The following is a 19,683-nucleotide window of genomic DNA, read 5'->3' on the forward strand; positions in this document are numbered from 1 at the left end:
CACGTAAGGAGGTGGAAGAATTTACCGATCAGATTACGCGGAGGGAATTCGAAATGTTATTTGACAGTTTTGAGGCATATGATGTACAGGAAACAAGACGGATTAGCAGAGAAGAAGGAAAAATGTATCAATTAGTCGAATTAGTATGTAAGAAAATTGTGAAGGGGCTTAGCGTGTCGGAGATTGCAGATGTGCTGGAAGAGGATGAAGATACGATTCAGAGGATTAGTGACGCGGCAGAGGAGTTTGCTCCGGATTTTGACGTTGATAAGATTATGGAGAAGCTTCAGAGAAGTTATTGAAAAACGAAAGAAAGATGCGGGAGAACTTTTGAGCATCTGGCTTGGTCAGCGGGGCTTTTGAGTTCTCTCGCATCATTTTATTGGACGTACATTTCGCTATAAGATTTTTTGCATATTCCGCTTTATTTTCTCGGACAGAGCAGAGTATTGTATCAGCTCTTCATCTGTAAATCCTGAAAACCTTGCCTGATCGTAGTTGTTCTGGGCAATTGCCAGTTCCTTCAGGACAGGACCTGCAGCGGGAAGGAAAGTGATGGAAAGTGGTTTCTTTCCGCGTCGGACGTCCATTTTTATAAGTCCCCTGGAAGACAGCTTCTGAAGAAGAGCGGACAGATTCCGAAGTGTCAGACCGGCAAAGTCGGCCAGTTCTTTCCGGGTATGGCTCTGGTGCGGCTGGTTCAGGCAGAGCAGGAGTCGTATTTCTGCAAGGGACAGGTTGTTTTTCAGGGCAACCGATTCCAGATAATAGTCCAGAAGCTTTCGGTTTCGGTATTCATCCATGAGGATACCTTCGGCTGTCAGTGCCGCTTCAGAAATCTGGCTGCGTTCTTCTCCCAGTTTCTTGGAGCCGGGGAGAATGGAAGGCGGAACTGTTCCGTCTCCGGCGGCGTCAATCAGGAAACGGTAGATCTGTAGCCGGTTTTTCTCATAGTCCTCTTCATCCAGTACATGTTTATAAAAATTATTGTAGTACTCAAAGACCATCAGCTTCATGCGGATGGTTTTGGAAATATTCATTCCCTGGCTTGCAAGGGAGCCTTTTGTTTTAACGTAGTAATATATTGGTATCTGCAGTGCATAGAAAATCTCTGCATGGCGGATATATTCCAGGTTAAACATGAAATCTTCACACCAGCTGATGTTTGTATCCATGCGCAGATGGTATTTTTCAATAATATCCCGGCGGAATAATTTGTTCCATAGAACGCCGTAATAAAAGTCTGCGGGATTTTCCACCATATGTGAGGCGAATTCTTCCTGTGTCATCACACAATCGTCTTCAATATCGCCTTTCACAGATACTCTTTCTCCTACGACCCGGTAAAAGTCTGCAATTACAAGATCACAGTGGTAATGGGTGGCAGTGTCTACAAACAGACGGGTGGCATTTGGGGTGATCCAGTCATCGCTGTCCAGAAACTGGATGAAGGTACCGCGTGCCTGATCGAGCGCCTGATTCCGGGAATCGGACACACCGGTATTTTCTTTATGTATTACGCGGATACGGGAATCCTTATCGGCGTACTGGTCACAGACGGAGCCGGAAGCATCTCGGCTGCCGTCGTCTACTAACAGAAGCTCAAAATCGGTATATTCCTGTGTAATAATGCTTTCGATACAGCGGGAAATCGTTGCTTCCGCGTTATAAACAGGTACAATAATGCTGACGGTCGGATTCATATTTTATCAACCTCCTTTTCGTTCAAGACTCGCTCGCGAGTCTTGGCGCGGAATTCGGGTCTGCATAGCAGACATATTTCCAATCCGAATTCCTGCGCATCCTCGCGGAGCGTATATCAGATGGGGATTGAAACCCGCCACTGATACATAATTGCTGCTCACCGCCTACAGAGGCGGGAGTCATCCCTCATCTGATATATTCTAACATAGGAAGCTTCTGAAAAATAGCGTAAACTTCTTGAAATATTGTAAAATAACAGGCTAACTGATACACTAAGAACAGTTGAAAGGTGTAGTAGATTTATATTGGGAGGCTAGTATGGCAAGAACTGTAGCAATTGGAATTCAGGATTTTGCTGATTTAATCGAGAAGAAGTATTTCTATGTTGATAAGACGTCTTTTATTAAAGAATGGTGGGAGAATGGAGACAGTGTTACATTAATAACCCGTCCGCGCCGTTTTGGAAAGACTTTGAATATGAGTATGGTGGAACAATTCTTTTCATTGGATTATGCGAACAGAGGATATCTGTTTGAAGGACTTTCTGTCTGGGAGGAGAAAAAATACCGGGAGTTACAGGGAACCTATCCGGTAATTAGTCTGTCTTTTGCCAGAGTAAAAGAAGTAAATTATACAGATGCCAGAGCAAAAATTTGCGAAATTATAAGAAATCTCTTTATAAAGTATTCGTTTTTAAGAGATAGTGAAGTGCTTACGGATGCGGACAGAATCTATTTTGACCGGATATTAGCAGAGAATATAAGTAACTCGGATGCAACATCTTCGCTTTACCTGCTTTCTAATTATTTATACCGTTACTATGGCAAAAAGGTGATTATTCTTCTGGATGAGTATGATACTCCTATGCAGGAATCATATGTAGACGGATATTGGAAGGAGTTGGCAGCTTTTACCAGAAGCCTGTTCAATTCTGCTTTTAAGACCAATCCGTGGTTAGAGAGAGCAATTATGACAGGAATTACCAGTGTCAGTAAAGAATCTATTTTTTTGGATTTAAATAATTTAGAAGTTGTGACTACAACTTCTGATAAATATGCAACATCTTTTGGGTTTACGGAGAGAGAAGTATTTGAAGCGTTGGAGGAATGTGGTCTTTCTGGAGAACAAGAGCAGGTGAAACGATGGTATGACGGATTTATTTTTGGAGAACATAGGGATATTTATAATCCATGGTCAATCCTGAATTTTCTAAATACGGGCAAAATTGCTGCGTACTGGGCGCCTGAAGATTATCATCTTCAGGTCGCGGGCAGTCGCCAAATGTCTGCAAGCAGCCACTTGGCTCGTTGCTTTCGCGAAAATACTAGTTCTAATAGTCTTGTGGGTAAACTTATCAGAGAAGGCGACAGGAGTATTAAGGAAGGCTTTGAGATTCTGCTTCGTGGAGAGGCGGTGTGGACACCGATTGATGAACAGATTGTGTATAATCAGTTGGATAATAATGATTCCGCAATCTGGAGTTTGTTGCTGGCAAGTGGATATCTGAAGGTTTTGAGTTATGAGAGAGAGGAGCAGTTTGAAAATGGAGAAGAACCGAGGTATGAACTGACTCTTACCAATTATGAAGCAGAACGAATGTTCAGTAATATGGTGCGCGGATGGTTTCAACCTGCTAAAGCAGATTACAATGATTTTATTAAGGCGATGTTGGTTGATGATAAGAAGGCTATGAATGCATACATGAATCGTGTAGCACTGAATATATTTAGTTACTTTGATACGGGTAACCGACCGTCCGGGGAAGAACCGGAGCGATTCTATCATGGTTTTGTACTTGGGTTGATTGTGGATCTGCAGAGCAGATATGTGATTACCTCGAATCGGGAAAGTGGGTTTGGAAGATATGATGTGGTAATAGAGCCGAAAAATCCGAAGGAGGATGATGCGATTATCCTGGAATTTAAGGTGCATGATCCGGAAGATGAGGCAACTTTGGAGGATACAGTACGGGCTGCATTACAACAGATTGAGGAAAAGAAGTATGCAGTGCAGTTGGTTGCAAGGGGAATTCCGAGGGAACATATCCGAAGTTATGGATTTGCGTTCCAGGGGAAGGAAGTATTGATTGGATAGATGACTCCAGTTCGACAACAGATTTTGAAATATTTAATTAGTTATTAAAGCGGATCAGCTTAGGTATCAGATTGACATGGTCAGGTTCAATCAACCTAAGCTGTTTCGCTTTCAGAGTTTCTTCACTAAGCGTTTTAGTCACAGAAATCCATACGCTACTGATCAACAGAGTAGGAGTCAATCAACCGCAATTCCTCTTCTGTAAAATCTGCGCTGTTCATAACTTCCAGGTTATCCAATATCTGTTCCGGGCGGGAAGCCCCAATTAAGACACTGGTGATATCGTGATCTTTTAATACCCATTTCAGAGCCATCTGAGCAAGTGTTTCCCCACGTTCCTGAGCAAGTTGGTTCAGGTTTTCTATTGATTTCATTTTTTGATGCACTTTTTCTTCCTTCAGAAATCTTCCGTCTGTCATAATACGGCTGTCTTCCGGTATTCCATGGAGATAACGATTGGTGAGAAGTCCCTGCGCCAGAGGACTGAATGAAATAATGCCTTTTCCTTCCTTACGTGCCATTTCTTTTAAACCGTTTTGCTCAATGGTACGATTAAAAATATTGTAGGAATTTTGATTGATGATGAAGGGACATTTTAAATCTGTAAGGATTTTACAGGCCTTTTCCATAGTAGGACCATCATAATTGGACAGACCTACATAGAGAGCCTTTCCGCTGCGAACAATCTGATCCAGTGCACCCATGGTTTCCTCAAGAGGAGTGTCAGGGTCCATTCTATGATGATAGAATATATCAACGTAGTCCAATCCCATACGGGATAAGCTCTGATCCAGACTGGCTATCAGATATTTGCGGCTTCCCCAGTTGCCGTAAGGACCATCCCACATGTCATAACCGGCTTTGGTGCTGATGATCAGTTCGTCACGGTAAGAAGCAAAATTTTCTTTTAACAGGATGCCAAAATTTTTCTCGGCACTGCCGGGAGAGGGACCGTAATTATTCGCAAGATCAAAATGTGTAATACCATGGTCGAAGGCAGTGAAACAGAGAGCTTTCATGTTTTCATAACTGGCATTGTCGCCAAAATTGTGCCATAAGCCCAATGATACGGTGGGAAGTTTTAATCCGCTGATTCCACAGCGGTTATACTGCATTGTTTGATAACGGTTGTTGTTTGCTTTGTACATAAGAACATACCTCCTTTGTATTACCTTCAGTATAGGGAGAGATAGAGAAAAAGTAAAGGTTGACAGCAGGAATTTCAAAAAGTCTGCCATCTGTTATTTTGTCGGAGAATGTGTTAAAATGCACCTGAGGATAATGTAAAGGAGATCTTGAAAATGAAATCTTATCATCATAAATACTACACACCGAAGCATCCGGTTTCTGCGAGACCCATGGGAGAGCTTGCAGGTTTTCCGGTGCGGCCGGGGATGTTTGATATCAATGGAGCAACGGCACTGCCGCTGGGAGTGAATTTTACAATTCATACACATGGAGGGACTTCCTGCGAGCTTCTGATTTTTCATCGGGAGGAGCAGGAGCCTTATGCGGTGCTACCGTTTCCTGAAGAGTATAAAATCGGAGATGTCTATTCCATGATCGTATTCGGTCTGGATATTGAAGAATTTGAATACGCTTACCGAGTGGATGGGCCAAACTGTCCGGAGAAGGGACTTACATTCGATAAAAATGCAGTGCTTCTCGATCCCTATGCCAAGGCGGTTGTTGGACAGAGTGTCTGGGGGCAAAGACAGAAGAACAGTTATCATGCCCGGGTTGTGGCAGATGTATTTGACTGGGGCGAGATGCCGCAGTCGAAGCGCAGTATGAGCGATTTGATTATCTACGAATTGCATGTGCGGGGATTTACCCGCCATGAATCCTCCGGGGTGCAGCATAAGGGAACATTTGCAGGTCTGAAAGAGAAGATTCCGTATCTGAAGGAGCTGGGAATCAATGCAGTTGAACTGATGCCTATATTTGAATTCGATGAGACCCTTAATTTACGGGAGGTGGACGGAAAGAAGCTTTTGGAGTACTGGGGATATAATACGGTCAGTTTCTTCGCACCCAATACCAGCTATACAGCAGCTGTTGAATATAACAAAGAAGGGCAGGAATTAAAGGAGCTGATAAAGGCACTTCATGAAAATGGAATCGAGGTAATTCTGGACGTAGTGTTCAATCATACTGCGGAGGGAAATGAAAAGGGACCACTGTTCAGTTTCAAAGGTCTGGACAATAATGTATATTATATGCTGACTCCGGATGGAAATTATTACAATTTCAGCGGATGTGGAAATACGCTGAACTGCAATCATCCGGTGGTTCGTCAGATGATTCTGGAGTGCCTGAGATATTGGACGGTAAGCTATCGCGTGGATGGATTCCGATTTGATCTTGCCAGTATTCTGGGACGTAACGCAGATGGGTCTCCACTGAATAATCCGCCTCTTCTGGAAGCTCTGGCCAACGATCCGGTTCTCAGCAATGTGAAACTGATCGCGGAGGCATGGGATGCAGGCGGTATGTATCAGGTGGGAAGCTTTCCGGCAAGCAGACGATGGGCAGAGTGGAATGGAAGATATCGGGATTCTCTCAGAGGATTTCTGAAGGGAGATTGCTGGAATGCATGGGATGCGGCATGGAGTATTGCCGGTTCCGGAGATCTGTATGGCGGATATCCTTCGGAATATAAAGGCGAGTATGCAGGATATAATTCCTGTGTGAATTTCCTTACCTGCCATGATGGATTTACTCTTTATGATTTGTATGCTTATAATGAAAAGCATAACGAGATGAATGGCTGGAATAATACGGACGGTTCCAATGATAACCGGAGCTGGAACTGTGGTATTGAGGGAGAGACGGATAATCAGGATGTATTGAATCTACGTTACCGGATGATAAGAAATGCTTTCGCTGTGCTGATGTGCAGCAGAGGAACTCCAATGTTTCTTGCCGGAGATGAATTTGGCAATACTCAGTATGGAAATAATAACTGCTATTGTCAGGATAATGAATATTCCTGGCTGGACTGGAATTATTTGAATAAGAACAGAGACCTGTTTGAATTTTGTAAATTCATGATTGGTTTTCGTCACCGTCACAGGATTATCAGAGAAAAACTGCCTGATGCAGTGTTAGGTATGGAACCATTACTGGCCCATGGTGTATATGCAGAAGATGTGAATATTCCGAGAGATGCCAGAACATTTTCTATCAGCTTTGCGGGATATGACAGAGAAAAAGGCAGAGACGATATGGTATATGTATCTGTCAATACCTACTGGGAGGATGTAGAGATCACATTGCCTCAGATAAAGGGCAGATGGTATCTGAATGTGAATACTTATGGCGATGGCAATGGAAGGTATTGCTATCCGGAGCATGAACAGAGGCGCATCGACGGAAACTTTGTGCTGAGACCGCGTTCGGTGGCTGTATTTACGGCGAGAGAGTATTGACACCCTAATCAATATTAGAATTAAGAGAAATGGAAAACAAAGATGAAGATCGAGATTCCTGGTTATAAAGAGCTGGACCTGAAATATCTGGTGCTGGATTACAACGGAACAATTGCGCGGGATGGAATTATTCCGGAAAGTATAAGAAAAAGAATTACAGAAGCTTCAAAACAGTTTCAAATTTATGTTGTGACGGCTGACACTCATGGGAACGCAGCCAGAGAATGCAGGTTGCTTCCGGTGGAAGTCAAGACATTCCCTTCTGCTGCCGCTGCACAGGAAAAAGAGAAAATCGTGAAGGCATTGGGAGCACAGCATTGCATTTGTATTGGAAATGGACGCAACGATATGGAGATGTGCCGGATTGCCGGAATGTCTGTTGCGGTAATGGATGCAGAAGGAATGTATGCAAAACTGGCAGGAGAGGCAGATGTGTGTGTAAGGTCTATGGAAGAAGCACTGGAATTCGCAGTGAGCCCAAAAAGAGTTATCGCAACACTGAGAGGCTAATAAGAAAAAAAGCCTTCGCCGACAAAGTAAAATCCGGTTGTACACAGAAGAAAAAATCCTGTTTAGAACCATGAAGATTTGTCATGTCAAGATAATAAATCATCATTTTACAAGTGGCTGAAAAGGAGTTATACTAAAGTCACAAAGAAGAGAAATGCTTGAATTTATGGGAGGTATAGACATGATTGGATGGGCAGTAGTTGCAGTAGTTGCAGTTTACGGATTTGTAAATGTTTTCCAGAGTGAAGGACACGTAAAATAAGAAAAAATTTTAATAGAACAAGTGAAGAAATTACCAAACCCCTTTCGCAGACACTACCAATCTGGCGAGAGGGGTTTTTGTTTTGAACAAATGGGTACACCACAAATGTTAATTGGGGACGTAGCAAAATGCATTTTGCTACGTCCCCAATTAACTTAGCAGGTATTCCCGGGCGTATTTAATAAAGATCTTCGCAGCGGGTGATAATTCTTTGGTGGACGAGATAGCCATGCCGAGTTTTCGGAAAGATCTGGGCACCAGAGGTCGTTTTTCAAAGTTTCCGGATCTGTTTCTCAGAATTAACCCGGGCAGAATACTGATGCCAAGATTATGCTCCACCATGGACAGGATGGAAAAATCGTTGCTCAGTATGTATTTTGTGTCGGGTTTTACACCGGCGTTTTTTAATAGCTTATATACTTCGTTAATATAAGTGTATTCTGAAACTACGAAAGGAACGCCCTCGTACCAGGTCAGCGGAATTTCGTCATAAGCAGTGAAGGGATGCCCCTTTGGAAACACTGCGTACATGGGATCGTCGAAGACCGGAATAAAACGGTAAGGTTGTCCTTTGTGGTAGCTTGTAAATCCGATATCTACTTTATTGTTTTCTACCCAGTCTGCCAGTTCTCCTTCATCGCCTTCGGCAATTTCGAAAAGAATATCCGGATATTGTTTCTGAAAATTATTAATGATCTCAGGCAGCCAGTGAATGGCGCAACTGATGTAAGAGCCAATCTTAATTGTTCCGCGTTTTGCTCCCTTTAGGAAGGAAATTTCCTGGTTCAGGGTTTCGTTTGCGGAAAGAAGATTGCGGATAGACGGCAACAGCGCCTCGCATTCTTTAGTGAGAGACACTCCGTGATGTCCTTTGTTAAATAAGGGGAATCCAACCTCGGTTTCCAGTGATTTCATCATATGAGTAATGCCGGACTGGGTGTAGCCAAGTTCTTCTCCGGCTTTTGTAAAATTACCGTGGTCTGCAACGGTAAGCAGTACGCTGAGTTTTTTGATATCCACGCTGGGTCTTCCTTTCGATAATGATTATGATTCTATACTACACGGAGATGTGTGGAAAAACAAGGGAATAATGTATAGAAATTCGCTGAAAATGTATAGAAATTCAGTGAAAATTTCATAGATGAAAAAAAGCATTTGTGATAAAATTAGGATAAAATTGATTTTTATAAAGAGGAAGACAGATGAGAAAGAAAGAATTAGCACTGGAAGTAATCAAACGGTTAAAAGATGAATATCCGGATGCGGATTGTACGCTGGATTATGATCAGGCATGGAAGCTTTTGGTCAGTGTTCGGCTGGCCGCCCAGTGTACAGATGCCCGGGTGAACGTAGTAGTAGAGGGCCTGTTTGAAAAATATCCGAGTATTGAGGCACTGGCAGAGGCTGATGTAGATGATATTGAAGCGATTGTACGCCCATGTGGCCTGGGGAGGAGTAAGGCCAGGGATATCAGTGGCTGCATGAAGATGCTGCGGGATGAATATGGCGGAAAGGTTCCGGAAGATTTTGATGCACTTTTAAAGCTGCCGGGCGTGGGAAGAAAAAGTGCCAATCTGATCATGGGAGATGTGTTCGGAAAGCCTGCGATCGTGACGGATACTCACTGTATCCGGTTGGTGAACCGCATTGGTCTCGTGGATGGAATCAAAGAGCCAAAGAAGGTAGAGATGGCTTTGTGGAAATTGATTCCGCCGGAAGAGGGAAGTGATTTCTGCCACAGGCTGGTCTATCATGGAAGAGATGTATGCACGGCGCGCACAAAGCCATTTTGCGACAGATGCTGTCTGGCGGATATTTGTAAAAAGAAGATATAGCAGGATGAAAAGGTTGACATGGAAGGAGCGGGAAGATTATGACAGATATTGTTGGAATGTTGGACGAGTTACAGAAAAAAGCACTGCACGATCCTGAGGTGAGAAAGAAGTTTCTCGCATCAAGGAATGAGGATGATCCGGTGGCTGCGTTCTGCCGTGTGTGCAGAGACCTGGGTTATGAGATTTATGAAATGGATCTGATCAATGCAGGAGAAGATTTCTACGCTTCCATGCGCCGGAGTACCAATGGCGGAGGAGAAAATTCTCCGATGCTGGAAGGAGAAGATGACTTTTACGAATTATTCTTCGTCGGACTGATATAGACAATAAAGGCCACCGGTATTTTGTGATTTACCGGTGGCCTGATTTTATGAGTATTTTCGGATCCTAAGAGGAACGCCCAGGGATTCGGATAGTTTTTTACAGGCTTCGATGTCTTCTTCCGGAAGTACATCTACAATGGACAGCTTTACGGAAGGAATAGCATCCTTTGCCTCGACAGCAAAGTCAAGAAGTGCCTGAAATGCGTTATCGAATTGCGGTCGTGTGACTTCATTATATTTTTCACTGTCAGGAGCATTCAGACTGATGGACACGGAGTCAACGACTTCTGCCAGTTTCGGAATCACATCTTCTCCATGATAGAGGTTCGCAAGTCCGTTGGTATTTACGCGGATGGAAACGCCATATTTTCCCTTTGCATACTTTGCTGTCTCGATCAATATATCCAGTGCACAGGTCGGTTCCCCGTATCCGCAGTAGACCAGTTCTTCATATCCGGTGAAATCAAAGGCATCCATCGCGGCTTTTATTTCTTCGGCTGTCGGGTCTTTCTTGTGCCACAGTGTTTCTGCGTCGCCGACGCTGTCTTCGTGGCTTCGAATGCAGAATCTGCAGCTGCAGTCGCATTTGTTTGTGATATTGGCATATACCTGATTTTTATATGTGTATAAAATATCTGCCATGATTCTGGTTCCTTTCTATTTCAGAGACAACTATTCCTGAAACAGGAGTTTCTGAGTTTTTGCTTTGATGTGCACTTTATCCAATGCTGTTGCAAGCGCCAGGAATATGATGGCACTTCCTCCGGACTGTACGGCGCTTCCTGCAAATGATGCGATTGGTGACATGAAGGAGCCGAAGAGGATTCCTTCTGCCAGATAATAGCCGGTTGCGGAAATAAGTGCTGCGATAAACGGTGCTGCCACATTGCGTGGCCTGAGGATTTTTCCCTCTTTGCTGGTAAATGGCAGAGTGATCAGCATTTTAATAATGATCGTTGCCGGTGCCCACATAGGTGCGGTTAACAGGTCTGCCAGTCCACCGCCGATTGCCGCAGCTGCGAAAGCATATGGTCTTGGAAGCAGTACGGCTGCCATGTAAATCAGGGCATCTCCGAAATGAATGTATCCGCCGTTGGCACCATATGGAATGTGGCAGATATATGCAGTCATCAGGGTAATCATTGCTGCAAATAATCCGGTGGTTGTTAATAAGGTTACTGGTTTGTTGTTTTTCATGAGTCTCATCCTTTCTTTTTGTCGTGTTCTGTTATTTTGGTGTATTCATCAGATGTGACAAATATTTTTCATAATTTACTCCGTCATTTGACGGAACGCCTTCCTCTACGGAGTCTTTCAGCGCAAGCTCCAGAAAATCTCCGGTCATGCGGATGATATCCGGTATGGCGTCGCCCCTTGCAATTCCTGCAGCCAGACAGGATGCAAATAGATCACCGGTTCCGGAATAGCTTCCTCCGATATATGGGAATGCACAGAGTTCACTTCCTGAATCTGTCACATACAGATTTCCCATCTGTTTCGTCCCTGTTTCATCCGTAAAATGAATACCGGTTACGATAATATGTTTTGGTCCGCGGGCAAGAAACCTTTCCGCCAGCTCCTGTATACGGGTTATCATTTCTTTGACATTATTTATACTGCTTATTTCCTGAAAATCTGTATCGGTAAGGAGGCACAGCTCCGTAAGATTCGGTGTGATAATATCAGCGCGCGTGGCCAGCTTTTTCATTTGCTGAAGAAGCGCCGGAGTAAACAGAGAGTATTTTCTTCCGTTATCTCCCATTACCGGATCCACCAGTAAAAAGGTATCCGGAGTGTCAAAAGTCTCTATGAATCGGAAAATCTGCTGAATCTGCGCTTCACTTGCCACGAATCCGGTATAAATGCCATCAAATTTCTGCCCCATTTTCTGCCATTCTACACGATAATGTTCCATCTTATCTGTATAATCATCCAGATAATAGCTGGGGTATCCTGTCTGGGCGGTAAGGATGGCGGTGGGAAGAGGGCAGGGCTGAACGCCCATGGCGGCAATTGCAGAGATTGCAGCTGTGAGAGAGCACTTCCCAAATCCCGATAAATCATTAATTACGGCTATTTTTTTCGTCCTCATAATGTATCCTTTACTTTAATCTTATTTTCTTTGCTCCCTATATTAGCATCCGAGTGACCTTTTTAAAAATACCAGATATGTAAAATTTGACCAGTCCAGTTTGTGTAAAAATGTATTTCAACACAGAAAAAAGTCCAATACCCCAAATGGATACTGGACTTTCATCTGTGTATGAAATCAGATGTGGAAGTTACCTTACATCTGATATAAAGGGAGCGATGCTCCTTTCCAGGATACCGTGCATATGTGCAATGGCGATTCCGTAATTAGTCATGGGAACGCCTGCATCTTCCGCGCATTTTAACCGGTATTTCATCTCGCGTTCATTTAATGTACAGCCTCCACAGTGGATGATCAGCTGATAAGGTGACAGATCCAGTGGAAATTCTGTGCCGCTGGTGAATGCGAAATTCAGATCTTTTCCGGTATGTTTTCTGACCCAGTTGGGTAATTTGACTGTGCCAATATCTTCACATTGACGATGATGTGTACAGCCTTCGGAGATGAGAATCGTATCTCCGTCTTTCAGCGAGTCGAGAGCTCTTGCACCATGGACTACCGTTTTCAGATTTCCTTTATATCTGGCAAATAAGATAGAAAAGGATGTGAGAGGAATTTCCTCCGGAGTGTCTTTCGATACCTTTTCAAATGCCTGACTGTCGGTGATAACCAGCTTTGGCTGCCTGTTGAGGGAAGCAAGTGCCTGGGGAAGTTCACTTTCCCGGGCAACGACAGGAATTGCACCGGCTTCCAGAATATCGCGGATGGTCTGCTGCTGTGGAAGGATCAGTCTTCCCTTTGGGGCAGCTGAGTCAATAGGAACTACCAGGACTGCCAGATCCAGAGGATTTAACAGGTCCCCTACAATGCGCTTGCTTTCGTCTTCTTTGGGTGCCTGTCTGGCGATCAGTTCCTTTAATTCATAGATATTTTCATTGGTAACCGTGCTCACCCGGATGATGCGGTCCTGAGGGATGGAAGCAATGGCTGCATTTGCTTCGGTGTCAGGGGTGGGGGCGGATGCAGAGACAATATCCGCCTTATTCATAACAATAACGTAAGGAATTTCCTTTTCTTTGATTCTCGCCAGAATCCGTTCGTCTTCTTTCGTCATTCCCACGGAGCCGTCGATAACGAGAACGGCAATATCCGTTTTGTTCAGAACCTGATAGGCTTTCTGAATTCGCAGGGCTCCAAGTTCTCCGTCGTCGTCTAACCCCGGAGTATCAATCATGACCACAGGTCCCAGGGGAAGGAGTTCCATTGCCTTTAAGACCGGGTCGGTAGTAGTGCCTTTCACATCGGATACAATGGCCAGATTCTGGCCGGTAATAGCATTGATTACACTGGATTTTCCTGCATTTCGCCTGCCGAAGATTCCAATATGGGTGCGGTCTGCGGAAGGGGTGTTGTTTAAGCTCATGTGATGTCCTCCTTTTTTGAAACGCGGGCAGCGCTTCTGAATGAATGAAAGAGGGACGGGGAGAAACTTCCCCGTCCCTGGGTTTCCAAAGTACGTCTTGAATTAGAAACGGAAATCGCGGCGGTTGTTTTCACGGATTAACCGCAGATTTTCGGTAACAACGGCTCTTGCCTTTTCGTTTGGCACATTCAGGATTTCTCTGTCGATTAATTTATCACCGATGGCCTTGGTTTCCGGAGAAGCATAATCCATCAGGTACTCCTGCAGGGTCATCAGTGCATTTGGATGGCAGCAGTTCTGGATCTGACCACTCTTACATAAGGACATGAACCTGTCCCCTGTCCGGCCTTCACGGTAGCATGCAGTACAGAAGCTTGGGATATAATCCATTTCCATCAGCCAGCGTACCACTTCATCCAGAGTACGGTTATCTACCACATCGAACTGTTCGGACTTTTCTTCCTCCGGTTCCGGCTGATAGTAGCCGCCTACGCTGGTCTTGGAACCGCCGCTGATCTGAGAAACACCCAGGTGAAGCACGCGTTCGCGGGTTTTCTGGCTCTCGCGGGTGGAGATGATCATTCCTGTATATGGCACTGCAATTCGGATACAGGCAACGATTTTTGCAAAGGTGTCATCGTCAATACCATTGCTGAAAGCAGAGGCATCAATGTCGTCCGCGTTGCGGAGTCTCGGAACGCTGATGGTGTGAGGGCCTACACCGAAAGCAGCTTCCAGATGTTCCGCGTGCATCAGAAGACCGGCAAATTCATAACGGTATTTGTCCAGACCGAAGAGTACGCCGATACCTACGTCATCAATGCCACCTTCCATCGCGCGGTCCATAGCCTCTGTGTGATAATCATAGTCGTGTTTTGGTCCGGTCGGGTGGAGCTCCAGATAGCTTTCTTTGTGGTAGGTCTCCTGGAACAGAATGTAAGTGCCGATGCCGGCTTCTTTGAGCAGACGGTAGTTATCGACAGTAGTTGCAGCGATATTGATATTTACACGGCGGATTGCACCATTCTTGTGCTTGATGCTGTAAATGGTATTGATGGAATCCAGGTAATATTCCATGGTATTATGTACCGGATCTTCTCCCGCTTCCAGAGCGAGACGCTTGTGGCCCATATCCTGCAGGGCGATTACCTCCCGGCGGATTTCTTCCTGCGTCAGCTTCTTGCGGGCAATGTGCTTGTTCTTCATGTGATACGGACAATAGGTACATCCGTTGATACAGTAATTGGACAGATACAGCGGCGCGAACATAACGATTCGGTTGCCGTAGAAATCTTTCTTAATCTGTTCTGCGAGGCGGAAAATCTTCTCATTCATTGCTTCGTCCTCACATGCAAGAAGTACAGAAGCCTCCCGATGAGATAGTCCTTTTCTCTTTCCGGCCTTTTCGATCAGAGACTCAATCAGTTCCAGATTGTTTTTGTTTTCATCTGCATACGCAAGAGTCTCCAGAATTTCCTCATGATTAATAAAATCATCAGCGTGTTTTGAATTTACATCATACATTGTTTTGTTCCTCCTGAAATTTATATATTTCTTTTCAATAAATTTGTTTTATTTTGGTAAATGATCTGCTGACATCAGAGAATCACCCCTTGCGGTAACGACGTGATATCCGATTGCTTCCATCTGCTGTACCAGTTTTTCTTTACCCTCGGCGGCTTCTTCCCCTGTGGCAATCTTGTTATCGTAGAGAGCGTATTGTTTCCGGTTGTCCCGGGGAGACAGGTTGGGCATGACTACGTTAGCACCCGCAAGAATGCCAAGCTCTCTGCCGTGAGGATGAATCGTTCCCAGCGCCGTTGTGGCAGGAAGAAGAACCTTTGGAAGCATCAGCCTCAGAAGCCCCAGCATGAAAAGAGTCAGTTCTAATGTTCCGGCAGTTTCTCCTGCGAAAATGGTGTCATGATGGGGGATAAACGGCCCGATTCCCACCATGTGAGGCTGGAGTTTTTCGATAAACAGCATATCCTCTGCCAGATTTGTAGCGGTCTGCCAGGGGGAGCCCACCATGAATCCGGTTCCCACCTGATAACCAATCTTCTTCAGATTCCACAGGCAGTTCTGGCGCTCGGCAGCAGATAATTCTGCCGGGTGAAGCCTGCTGTAATGCTCATGGTTGAAAGTTTCATGGCGCAGAAGATAGCGGTCAGCCCCGGCTTCGTAGAATTTACGATAGGAATCTTCGGATTTTTCTCCAATGGAAAGAGTGAGTGCACAGTCAGGAAATAAAGACTTTATCTCTCTGATCAAATGAACCATGCGTTCATCTGTATAATATGCGTCTTCCCCTCCCTGAAGGACGAAGGTGCGAAATCCAAGCTCATAGCCACTTCGGCAGCAATCCAGAATGGTATCTTCCGACAATCGATAGCGGCAAATATGGGTGTTGCTTCTTTGAATACCGCAGTAGAAGCAGTCGTTCCGGCAGTAATTGGTGAATTCAATCAATCCACGGATATAGATGTCGTGTCCGTAATGAGCATGGCGGATTTCCCTTGCCTGTTCAAACAGATAGTCAGCAAGCTCCGGTGTTCGGTGTTCAATCAGGTCGGTCCACTCTGATTGTTCCAGATGCCGTTCCTTTTTCAGTTTATCAATCAGTTTTTTCATGAATCACCTCCGTAAAATGAGTCTCTTCTCCGCAGGGATAAAAAAATGCGCCTTATAAAAAGACGCAGGACAAATTCTGTAAATGTGATACAAATCAGCATAATACAGACAAAATAATAGTATTCCGAATGCGCCTTATTACGCAGGGGCAACCCCTTTGTAGTCAGTACGTTTTCTTTATCATAGCACAGGGAGGAATATTGCTCAATAAAAGTTTATTTTTTGACAGGATTGCGTGATTTTTATCATAAAATATGCGATATATAGATTTTATCTATATATAAGACTCTTATATTAAAATAAGCAATTTGCCAAATGGAACAAGTGTGGATATAATATAGTCAAAAGATATTATTGAAAGCAGAGATGCAAAATTCCCTTCTAAGAAAAAACTTTCAGGTTCGCTTGCCTGAAAGTTTTTTTGTTGTCGAGAATTAATAAAATACTCCATCCAGATATGCCTGGAGAGAACGTCTCATATTTCCTTCAAAATCTGCCTCTCCATCTTTCAGACACCATTCAAATACATTTCCGATAACAATCATACGGATATCTGTAGTAATGTCCTCCAGGGATTGTTTCAATTTTACCACACCTGCATCCACAGCCTTTTGAATATAATTGTGCACCGTTACGATAGGATAAGGCCGTTCGGTACGGATATTTGGATTCAGAGACTGATTTTTTGGCGTGTAATAATTGGAAATGAAGGTCAGGCCAAGTTCCCGGCAATAGCTTACGTAATTCAGGTATACGTGAATGATGGCGGTTTTGGCTTCTTCACTATCCTCCGGAAGTGCCAGAAGATCCGGATTGATGCTGGGCTGCTCTTCAATATAGTAGGAAAGCAGATCGTCTTTGGTTTTGAAATGATGATAAAAACTGCCGTTGGATACTCCGGCTTCTTCACAGATATTTTTTATGGAAAGGGCTTCATAGCCTTTTTCCTGCAGAATCGTTTTGGCTGCACGAAAAATGCGTCCTTTTGTTTCTTTTGATTTTTGCTGCTGTTTGGACAGCTCCTGTATATCTCCCATTATGCTGTACTCCCTTTTTAAATATTGATGTTTTTTAACTATAACACATTTTGGAATGAGATTCAAGAAAACAGAGCAGACTCTATAATTAATCTGCGAAAATATTGTGTCTGTCATTCACCGTTGCGAAAACTGTGTGGTTCCGATATAATAGATGCTGAATGCTAAAGAGAAAAGAAAGGAATTTAAGCATGGATATTAATCAGAAAATCACAGAAGAACTGAATGTGAAGAGATGGCAGGTGGATGCAGCTGTCAAATTAATAGATGAGGGGAACACGATTCCTTTTATTGCCCGTTACCGGAAAGAGGCAACGGGAACACTGGATGATGAGCAGCTTCGTAAATTATTCGAACGTCTGACTTATCTGCGGAATCTGGAGGAGAAGAAGGAGCAGGTTCTTTCCAGTATCGAGGAGCAGGGAAAATTGACGGAGGAGCTGCGGGCGCAGATTACGGCTGCGGAGACTCTGGTTGTAGTGGAAGACCTGTATCGCCCTTACCGTCCAAAGAGAAGAACCCGTGCGACCATTGCAAAGGAAAAGGGTCTGGAGCCGCTGGCGGCGCTGATTACGCTTCAGAATGCGAAACGTCCTCTGGAGGAACTGGCACAGGAGTATGTAAATCCGGAGAAGGATGTCAAGGATGTGAAGGAGGCAATTGCAGGAGCAAGAGATATTATCGCGGAGAGCATTTCAGATGAGGCGGATTACAGAAGCTGGATTCGAAATACGACGATGAAAAAGGGTAAGGTAATCTCTACTGCTAAGGATGAAGAGGCAGAATCTGTCTATGAGATGTATTATGATTTTGAGGAGCCGGTGACAAAGCTTGCAGGGCACAGAACACTGGCACTGAACCGTGGAGAGAAGGAGAAATTCCTGACGGTCAAGATCCAGGCACCGGAGGAGGATATTATCCGTTATCTGGAGAAGAAGACGATTCATACGGATAATCCTTATACGACACCTGCGCTTAAGGAAGCGGTGGAGGACAGCTATAAGCGTTTGATTGCACCGGCAATTGAGAGGGAAATCCGTAACGATCTTACCGAAAAGGCGGAGGATGGAGCGATTGCCGTATTCGGAAAAAATCTGGAACAGCTTCTGATGCAGCCTCCGATTGTGGGACAGACGGTTCTTGGATGGGACCCGGCATTCCGTACCGGATGTAAGCTTGCAGTGGTCAATCCTACCGGAAAGGTAATCGGAACGACGGTTATTTATCCGACAGCCCCGACGACACCTCAGAAGATTCAGGCATCGAAGGATTTGCTGAAGAAAATCATTCCAAAATACAATATTACACTGATTTCCCTGGGAAATGGAACTGCATCCAGAGAATCGGAACAGTTTATTGTAGAGCTTTTGAAGGAGATTCCGGAAAAAGTACAGTATGTGATTGTAAATGAAGCAGGAGCATCGGTATATTCCGCAAGTAAACTGGCATCGGAGGAGTTCCCGAAGTTTGACGTGGGACAGAGGAGTGCGGCATCTATAGCAAGAAGGCTGCAGGATCCGCTGGCAGAGCTGGTTAAGATCGATCCGAAATCCATCGGTGTCGGTCAGTATCAGCATGATATGAATCAGAAGAAATTAAGCGATACGCTTTCCGGTGTGGTAGAAGATTGCGTGAATAAAGTAGGTGTGGATCTGAACACTGCATCAGCTCCGCTTCTTTCCTATATTTCGGGTATTTCCGGAACGATTGCAAAGAATATCGTGGAGTACCGGGAGGAAAACGGCAGATTTACGAATCGAAAGCAGCTTCTGAAGGTGGCAAAGCTTGGACCAAAGGCGTTCGAGCAGTGTGCCGGATTCATGAGAATCCAGGGCGGAGAAAATCCGTTAGACGGAACCAGTGTACATCCGGAATCCTATGAAGCGGCAGAAAAGCTGCTTAAAAAGCAGGGATTTTCAGTCAATGATATTGCGGGAGGTAAGCTTGTAGGGCTTTCCCTTACCATTAAAGATTACAAAAAACTGGCGCAGGAGCTGGAAATCGGTGAAATTACGCTCCGGGATATTGTAAAGGAACTGGAAAAACCTGCCCGTGACCCTCGTGACGAGATGCCAAAGCCGATTCTCAGGACAGATGTATTGGAGATGAAGGACCTGAAAGAGGGAATGATCCTCAAAGGAACGGTCCGCAATGTCATCGATTTTGGTGTATTTGTGGATATAGGAGTACATCAGGACGGACTGGTACATATTTCCGAGATCACGGATAAAAAATTCATTAAGCATCCGCTGGAAGTTGTAAGCGTGGGAGATATTGTGGATGTGAAGGTTATGAGTGTGGATCTGAAAAAGAAGAGGATTCAGCTCACTATGAAAGGAAT

At 44.4% G+C, this 19,683-nt stretch carries 17 protein-coding genes; 7 read left to right on the forward strand and 10 right to left on the reverse strand.

The genetic code is table 11. The features are described 5' to 3' along the window. Positions 1-53 precede the first annotated feature (53 nt). On the forward strand, positions 54-302 hold the full coding sequence (locus ACQRCC_RS12165; protein ID WP_427851051.1) for a hypothetical protein: 249 nt from the start codon (positions 54-56) through the stop codon (positions 300-302). 96 nt (positions 303-398) lie between these two features. Here ACQRCC_RS12165 and ACQRCC_RS12170 read toward each other — a convergent pair whose 3' ends face one another. Beyond that, a complete protein-coding gene (locus ACQRCC_RS12170) occupies positions 399-1,703 on the reverse strand; it encodes a glycosyltransferase (protein WP_427851052.1) in 1,305 nt (434 codons plus the stop codon). 319 nt (positions 1,704-2,022) lie between these two features. Here ACQRCC_RS12170 and ACQRCC_RS12175 point away from each other — a divergent pair, with 319 nt between their 5' ends. Continuing rightward, the gene (locus tag ACQRCC_RS12175; RefSeq protein WP_427851053.1) at positions 2,023-3,798 is read left to right on the forward strand and encodes an AAA family ATPase; all 1,776 of its coding nucleotides are present in this window, start codon (positions 2,023-2,025) and stop codon (positions 3,796-3,798) included. Between the two features lie 155 nt (positions 3,799-3,953). Here the strand turns inward: ACQRCC_RS12175 and mgrA are convergent, their stop codons facing one another. Next, entirely contained in the window at positions 3,954-4,946 is a 993-nt protein-coding gene (gene mgrA, locus ACQRCC_RS12180) for an L-glyceraldehyde 3-phosphate reductase (protein WP_427851054.1), read from the reverse strand. 153 nt (positions 4,947-5,099) lie between these two features. On the opposite strand from mgrA, the gene ACQRCC_RS12185 reads away from it, so the two are divergent. Both ACQRCC_RS12185 and ACQRCC_RS12190 read left to right on the forward strand, forming a co-directional pair. Beyond that, positions 5,100-7,229, forward strand: coding sequence for a glycogen debranching protein (locus ACQRCC_RS12185; RefSeq protein ID WP_427851055.1), 2,130 nt, complete (start codon positions 5,100-5,102; stop codon positions 7,227-7,229). Between the two features lie 42 nt (positions 7,230-7,271). Further along, the gene (locus ACQRCC_RS12190) at positions 7,272-7,739 is read left to right on the forward strand and encodes an HAD family hydrolase (RefSeq protein WP_427851056.1); all 468 of its coding nucleotides are present in this window, start codon (positions 7,272-7,274) and stop codon (positions 7,737-7,739) included. A 412-nt stretch (positions 7,740-8,151) separates the two neighbouring features. Here ACQRCC_RS12190 and ACQRCC_RS12195 read toward each other — a convergent pair whose 3' ends face one another. Next, the gene (locus ACQRCC_RS12195) at positions 8,152-9,021 is read right to left on the reverse strand and encodes a LysR family transcriptional regulator (protein WP_427851057.1); all 870 of its coding nucleotides are present in this window, start codon (positions 9,019-9,021) and stop codon (positions 8,152-8,154) included. Between the two features lie 182 nt (positions 9,022-9,203). On the opposite strand from ACQRCC_RS12195, the gene ACQRCC_RS12200 reads away from it, so the two are divergent. Continuing rightward, positions 9,204-9,836, forward strand: coding sequence for an endonuclease III domain-containing protein (locus ACQRCC_RS12200; protein ID WP_427851058.1), 633 nt, complete (start codon positions 9,204-9,206; stop codon positions 9,834-9,836). Positions 9,837-9,874: 38 nt separating this feature from the next. Beyond that, the gene (locus ACQRCC_RS12205) at positions 9,875-10,159 is read left to right on the forward strand and encodes a hypothetical protein (protein ID WP_427851059.1); all 285 of its coding nucleotides are present in this window, start codon (positions 9,875-9,877) and stop codon (positions 10,157-10,159) included. Positions 10,160-10,204: 45 nt separating this feature from the next. Here the strand turns inward: ACQRCC_RS12205 and ACQRCC_RS12210 are convergent, their stop codons facing one another. The 7 genes from ACQRCC_RS12210 to ACQRCC_RS12240 all read right to left on the reverse strand — a co-directional run bounded on the left by ACQRCC_RS12210 (position 10,205) and on the right by ACQRCC_RS12240 (position 17,342). After that, complete coding sequence (locus ACQRCC_RS12210; protein ID WP_427851060.1) at positions 10,205-10,801, reverse strand: TIGR04100 family radical SAM protein; 597 nt, start codon at positions 10,799-10,801, stop codon at positions 10,205-10,207. 30 nt (positions 10,802-10,831) lie between these two features. Continuing rightward, positions 10,832-11,356 carry a TIGR04002 family protein gene (locus ACQRCC_RS12215; protein ID WP_427851061.1) on the reverse strand — a complete coding sequence of 175 codons (525 nt, stop codon included), beginning with the start codon at positions 11,354-11,356 and terminating at the stop codon, positions 10,832-10,834. Between the two features lie 31 nt (positions 11,357-11,387). Next, on the reverse strand, positions 11,388-12,251 hold the full coding sequence (locus tag ACQRCC_RS12220) for a pyridoxamine kinase (RefSeq protein WP_427851062.1): 864 nt from the start codon (positions 12,249-12,251) through the stop codon (positions 11,388-11,390). A gap of 190 nt (positions 12,252-12,441) precedes the next feature. After that, on the reverse strand, positions 12,442-13,674 hold the full coding sequence (gene hydF / locus ACQRCC_RS12225; RefSeq protein WP_427851063.1) for a [FeFe] hydrogenase H-cluster maturation GTPase HydF: 1,233 nt from the start codon (positions 13,672-13,674) through the stop codon (positions 12,442-12,444). A gap of 102 nt (positions 13,675-13,776) precedes the next feature. Continuing rightward, positions 13,777-15,198 carry a [FeFe] hydrogenase H-cluster radical SAM maturase HydG gene (hydG, locus tag ACQRCC_RS12230; RefSeq protein ID WP_427851064.1) on the reverse strand — a complete coding sequence of 474 codons (1,422 nt, stop codon included), beginning with the start codon at positions 15,196-15,198 and terminating at the stop codon, positions 13,777-13,779. A 48-nt stretch (positions 15,199-15,246) separates the two neighbouring features. Beyond that, positions 15,247-16,305 carry a [FeFe] hydrogenase H-cluster radical SAM maturase HydE gene (hydE, locus tag ACQRCC_RS12235; protein WP_427851065.1) on the reverse strand — a complete coding sequence of 353 codons (1,059 nt, stop codon included), beginning with the start codon at positions 16,303-16,305 and terminating at the stop codon, positions 15,247-15,249. A 434-nt stretch (positions 16,306-16,739) separates the two neighbouring features. After that, complete coding sequence (locus tag ACQRCC_RS12240; protein WP_427851066.1) at positions 16,740-17,342, reverse strand: TetR/AcrR family transcriptional regulator; 603 nt, start codon at positions 17,340-17,342, stop codon at positions 16,740-16,742. A 191-nt stretch (positions 17,343-17,533) separates the two neighbouring features. On the opposite strand from ACQRCC_RS12240, the gene ACQRCC_RS12245 reads away from it, so the two are divergent. After that, on the forward strand, positions 17,534-19,683 hold a 2,150-nt coding region (locus tag ACQRCC_RS12245; protein WP_427851067.1), incomplete at its 3' end, for a Tex family protein.

It is taken from the genome of Sporofaciens sp. SGI.106 (genome assembly GCF_050314255.1).
GTDB lineage: Bacteria > Bacillota > Clostridia > Lachnospirales > Lachnospiraceae > Claveliimonas.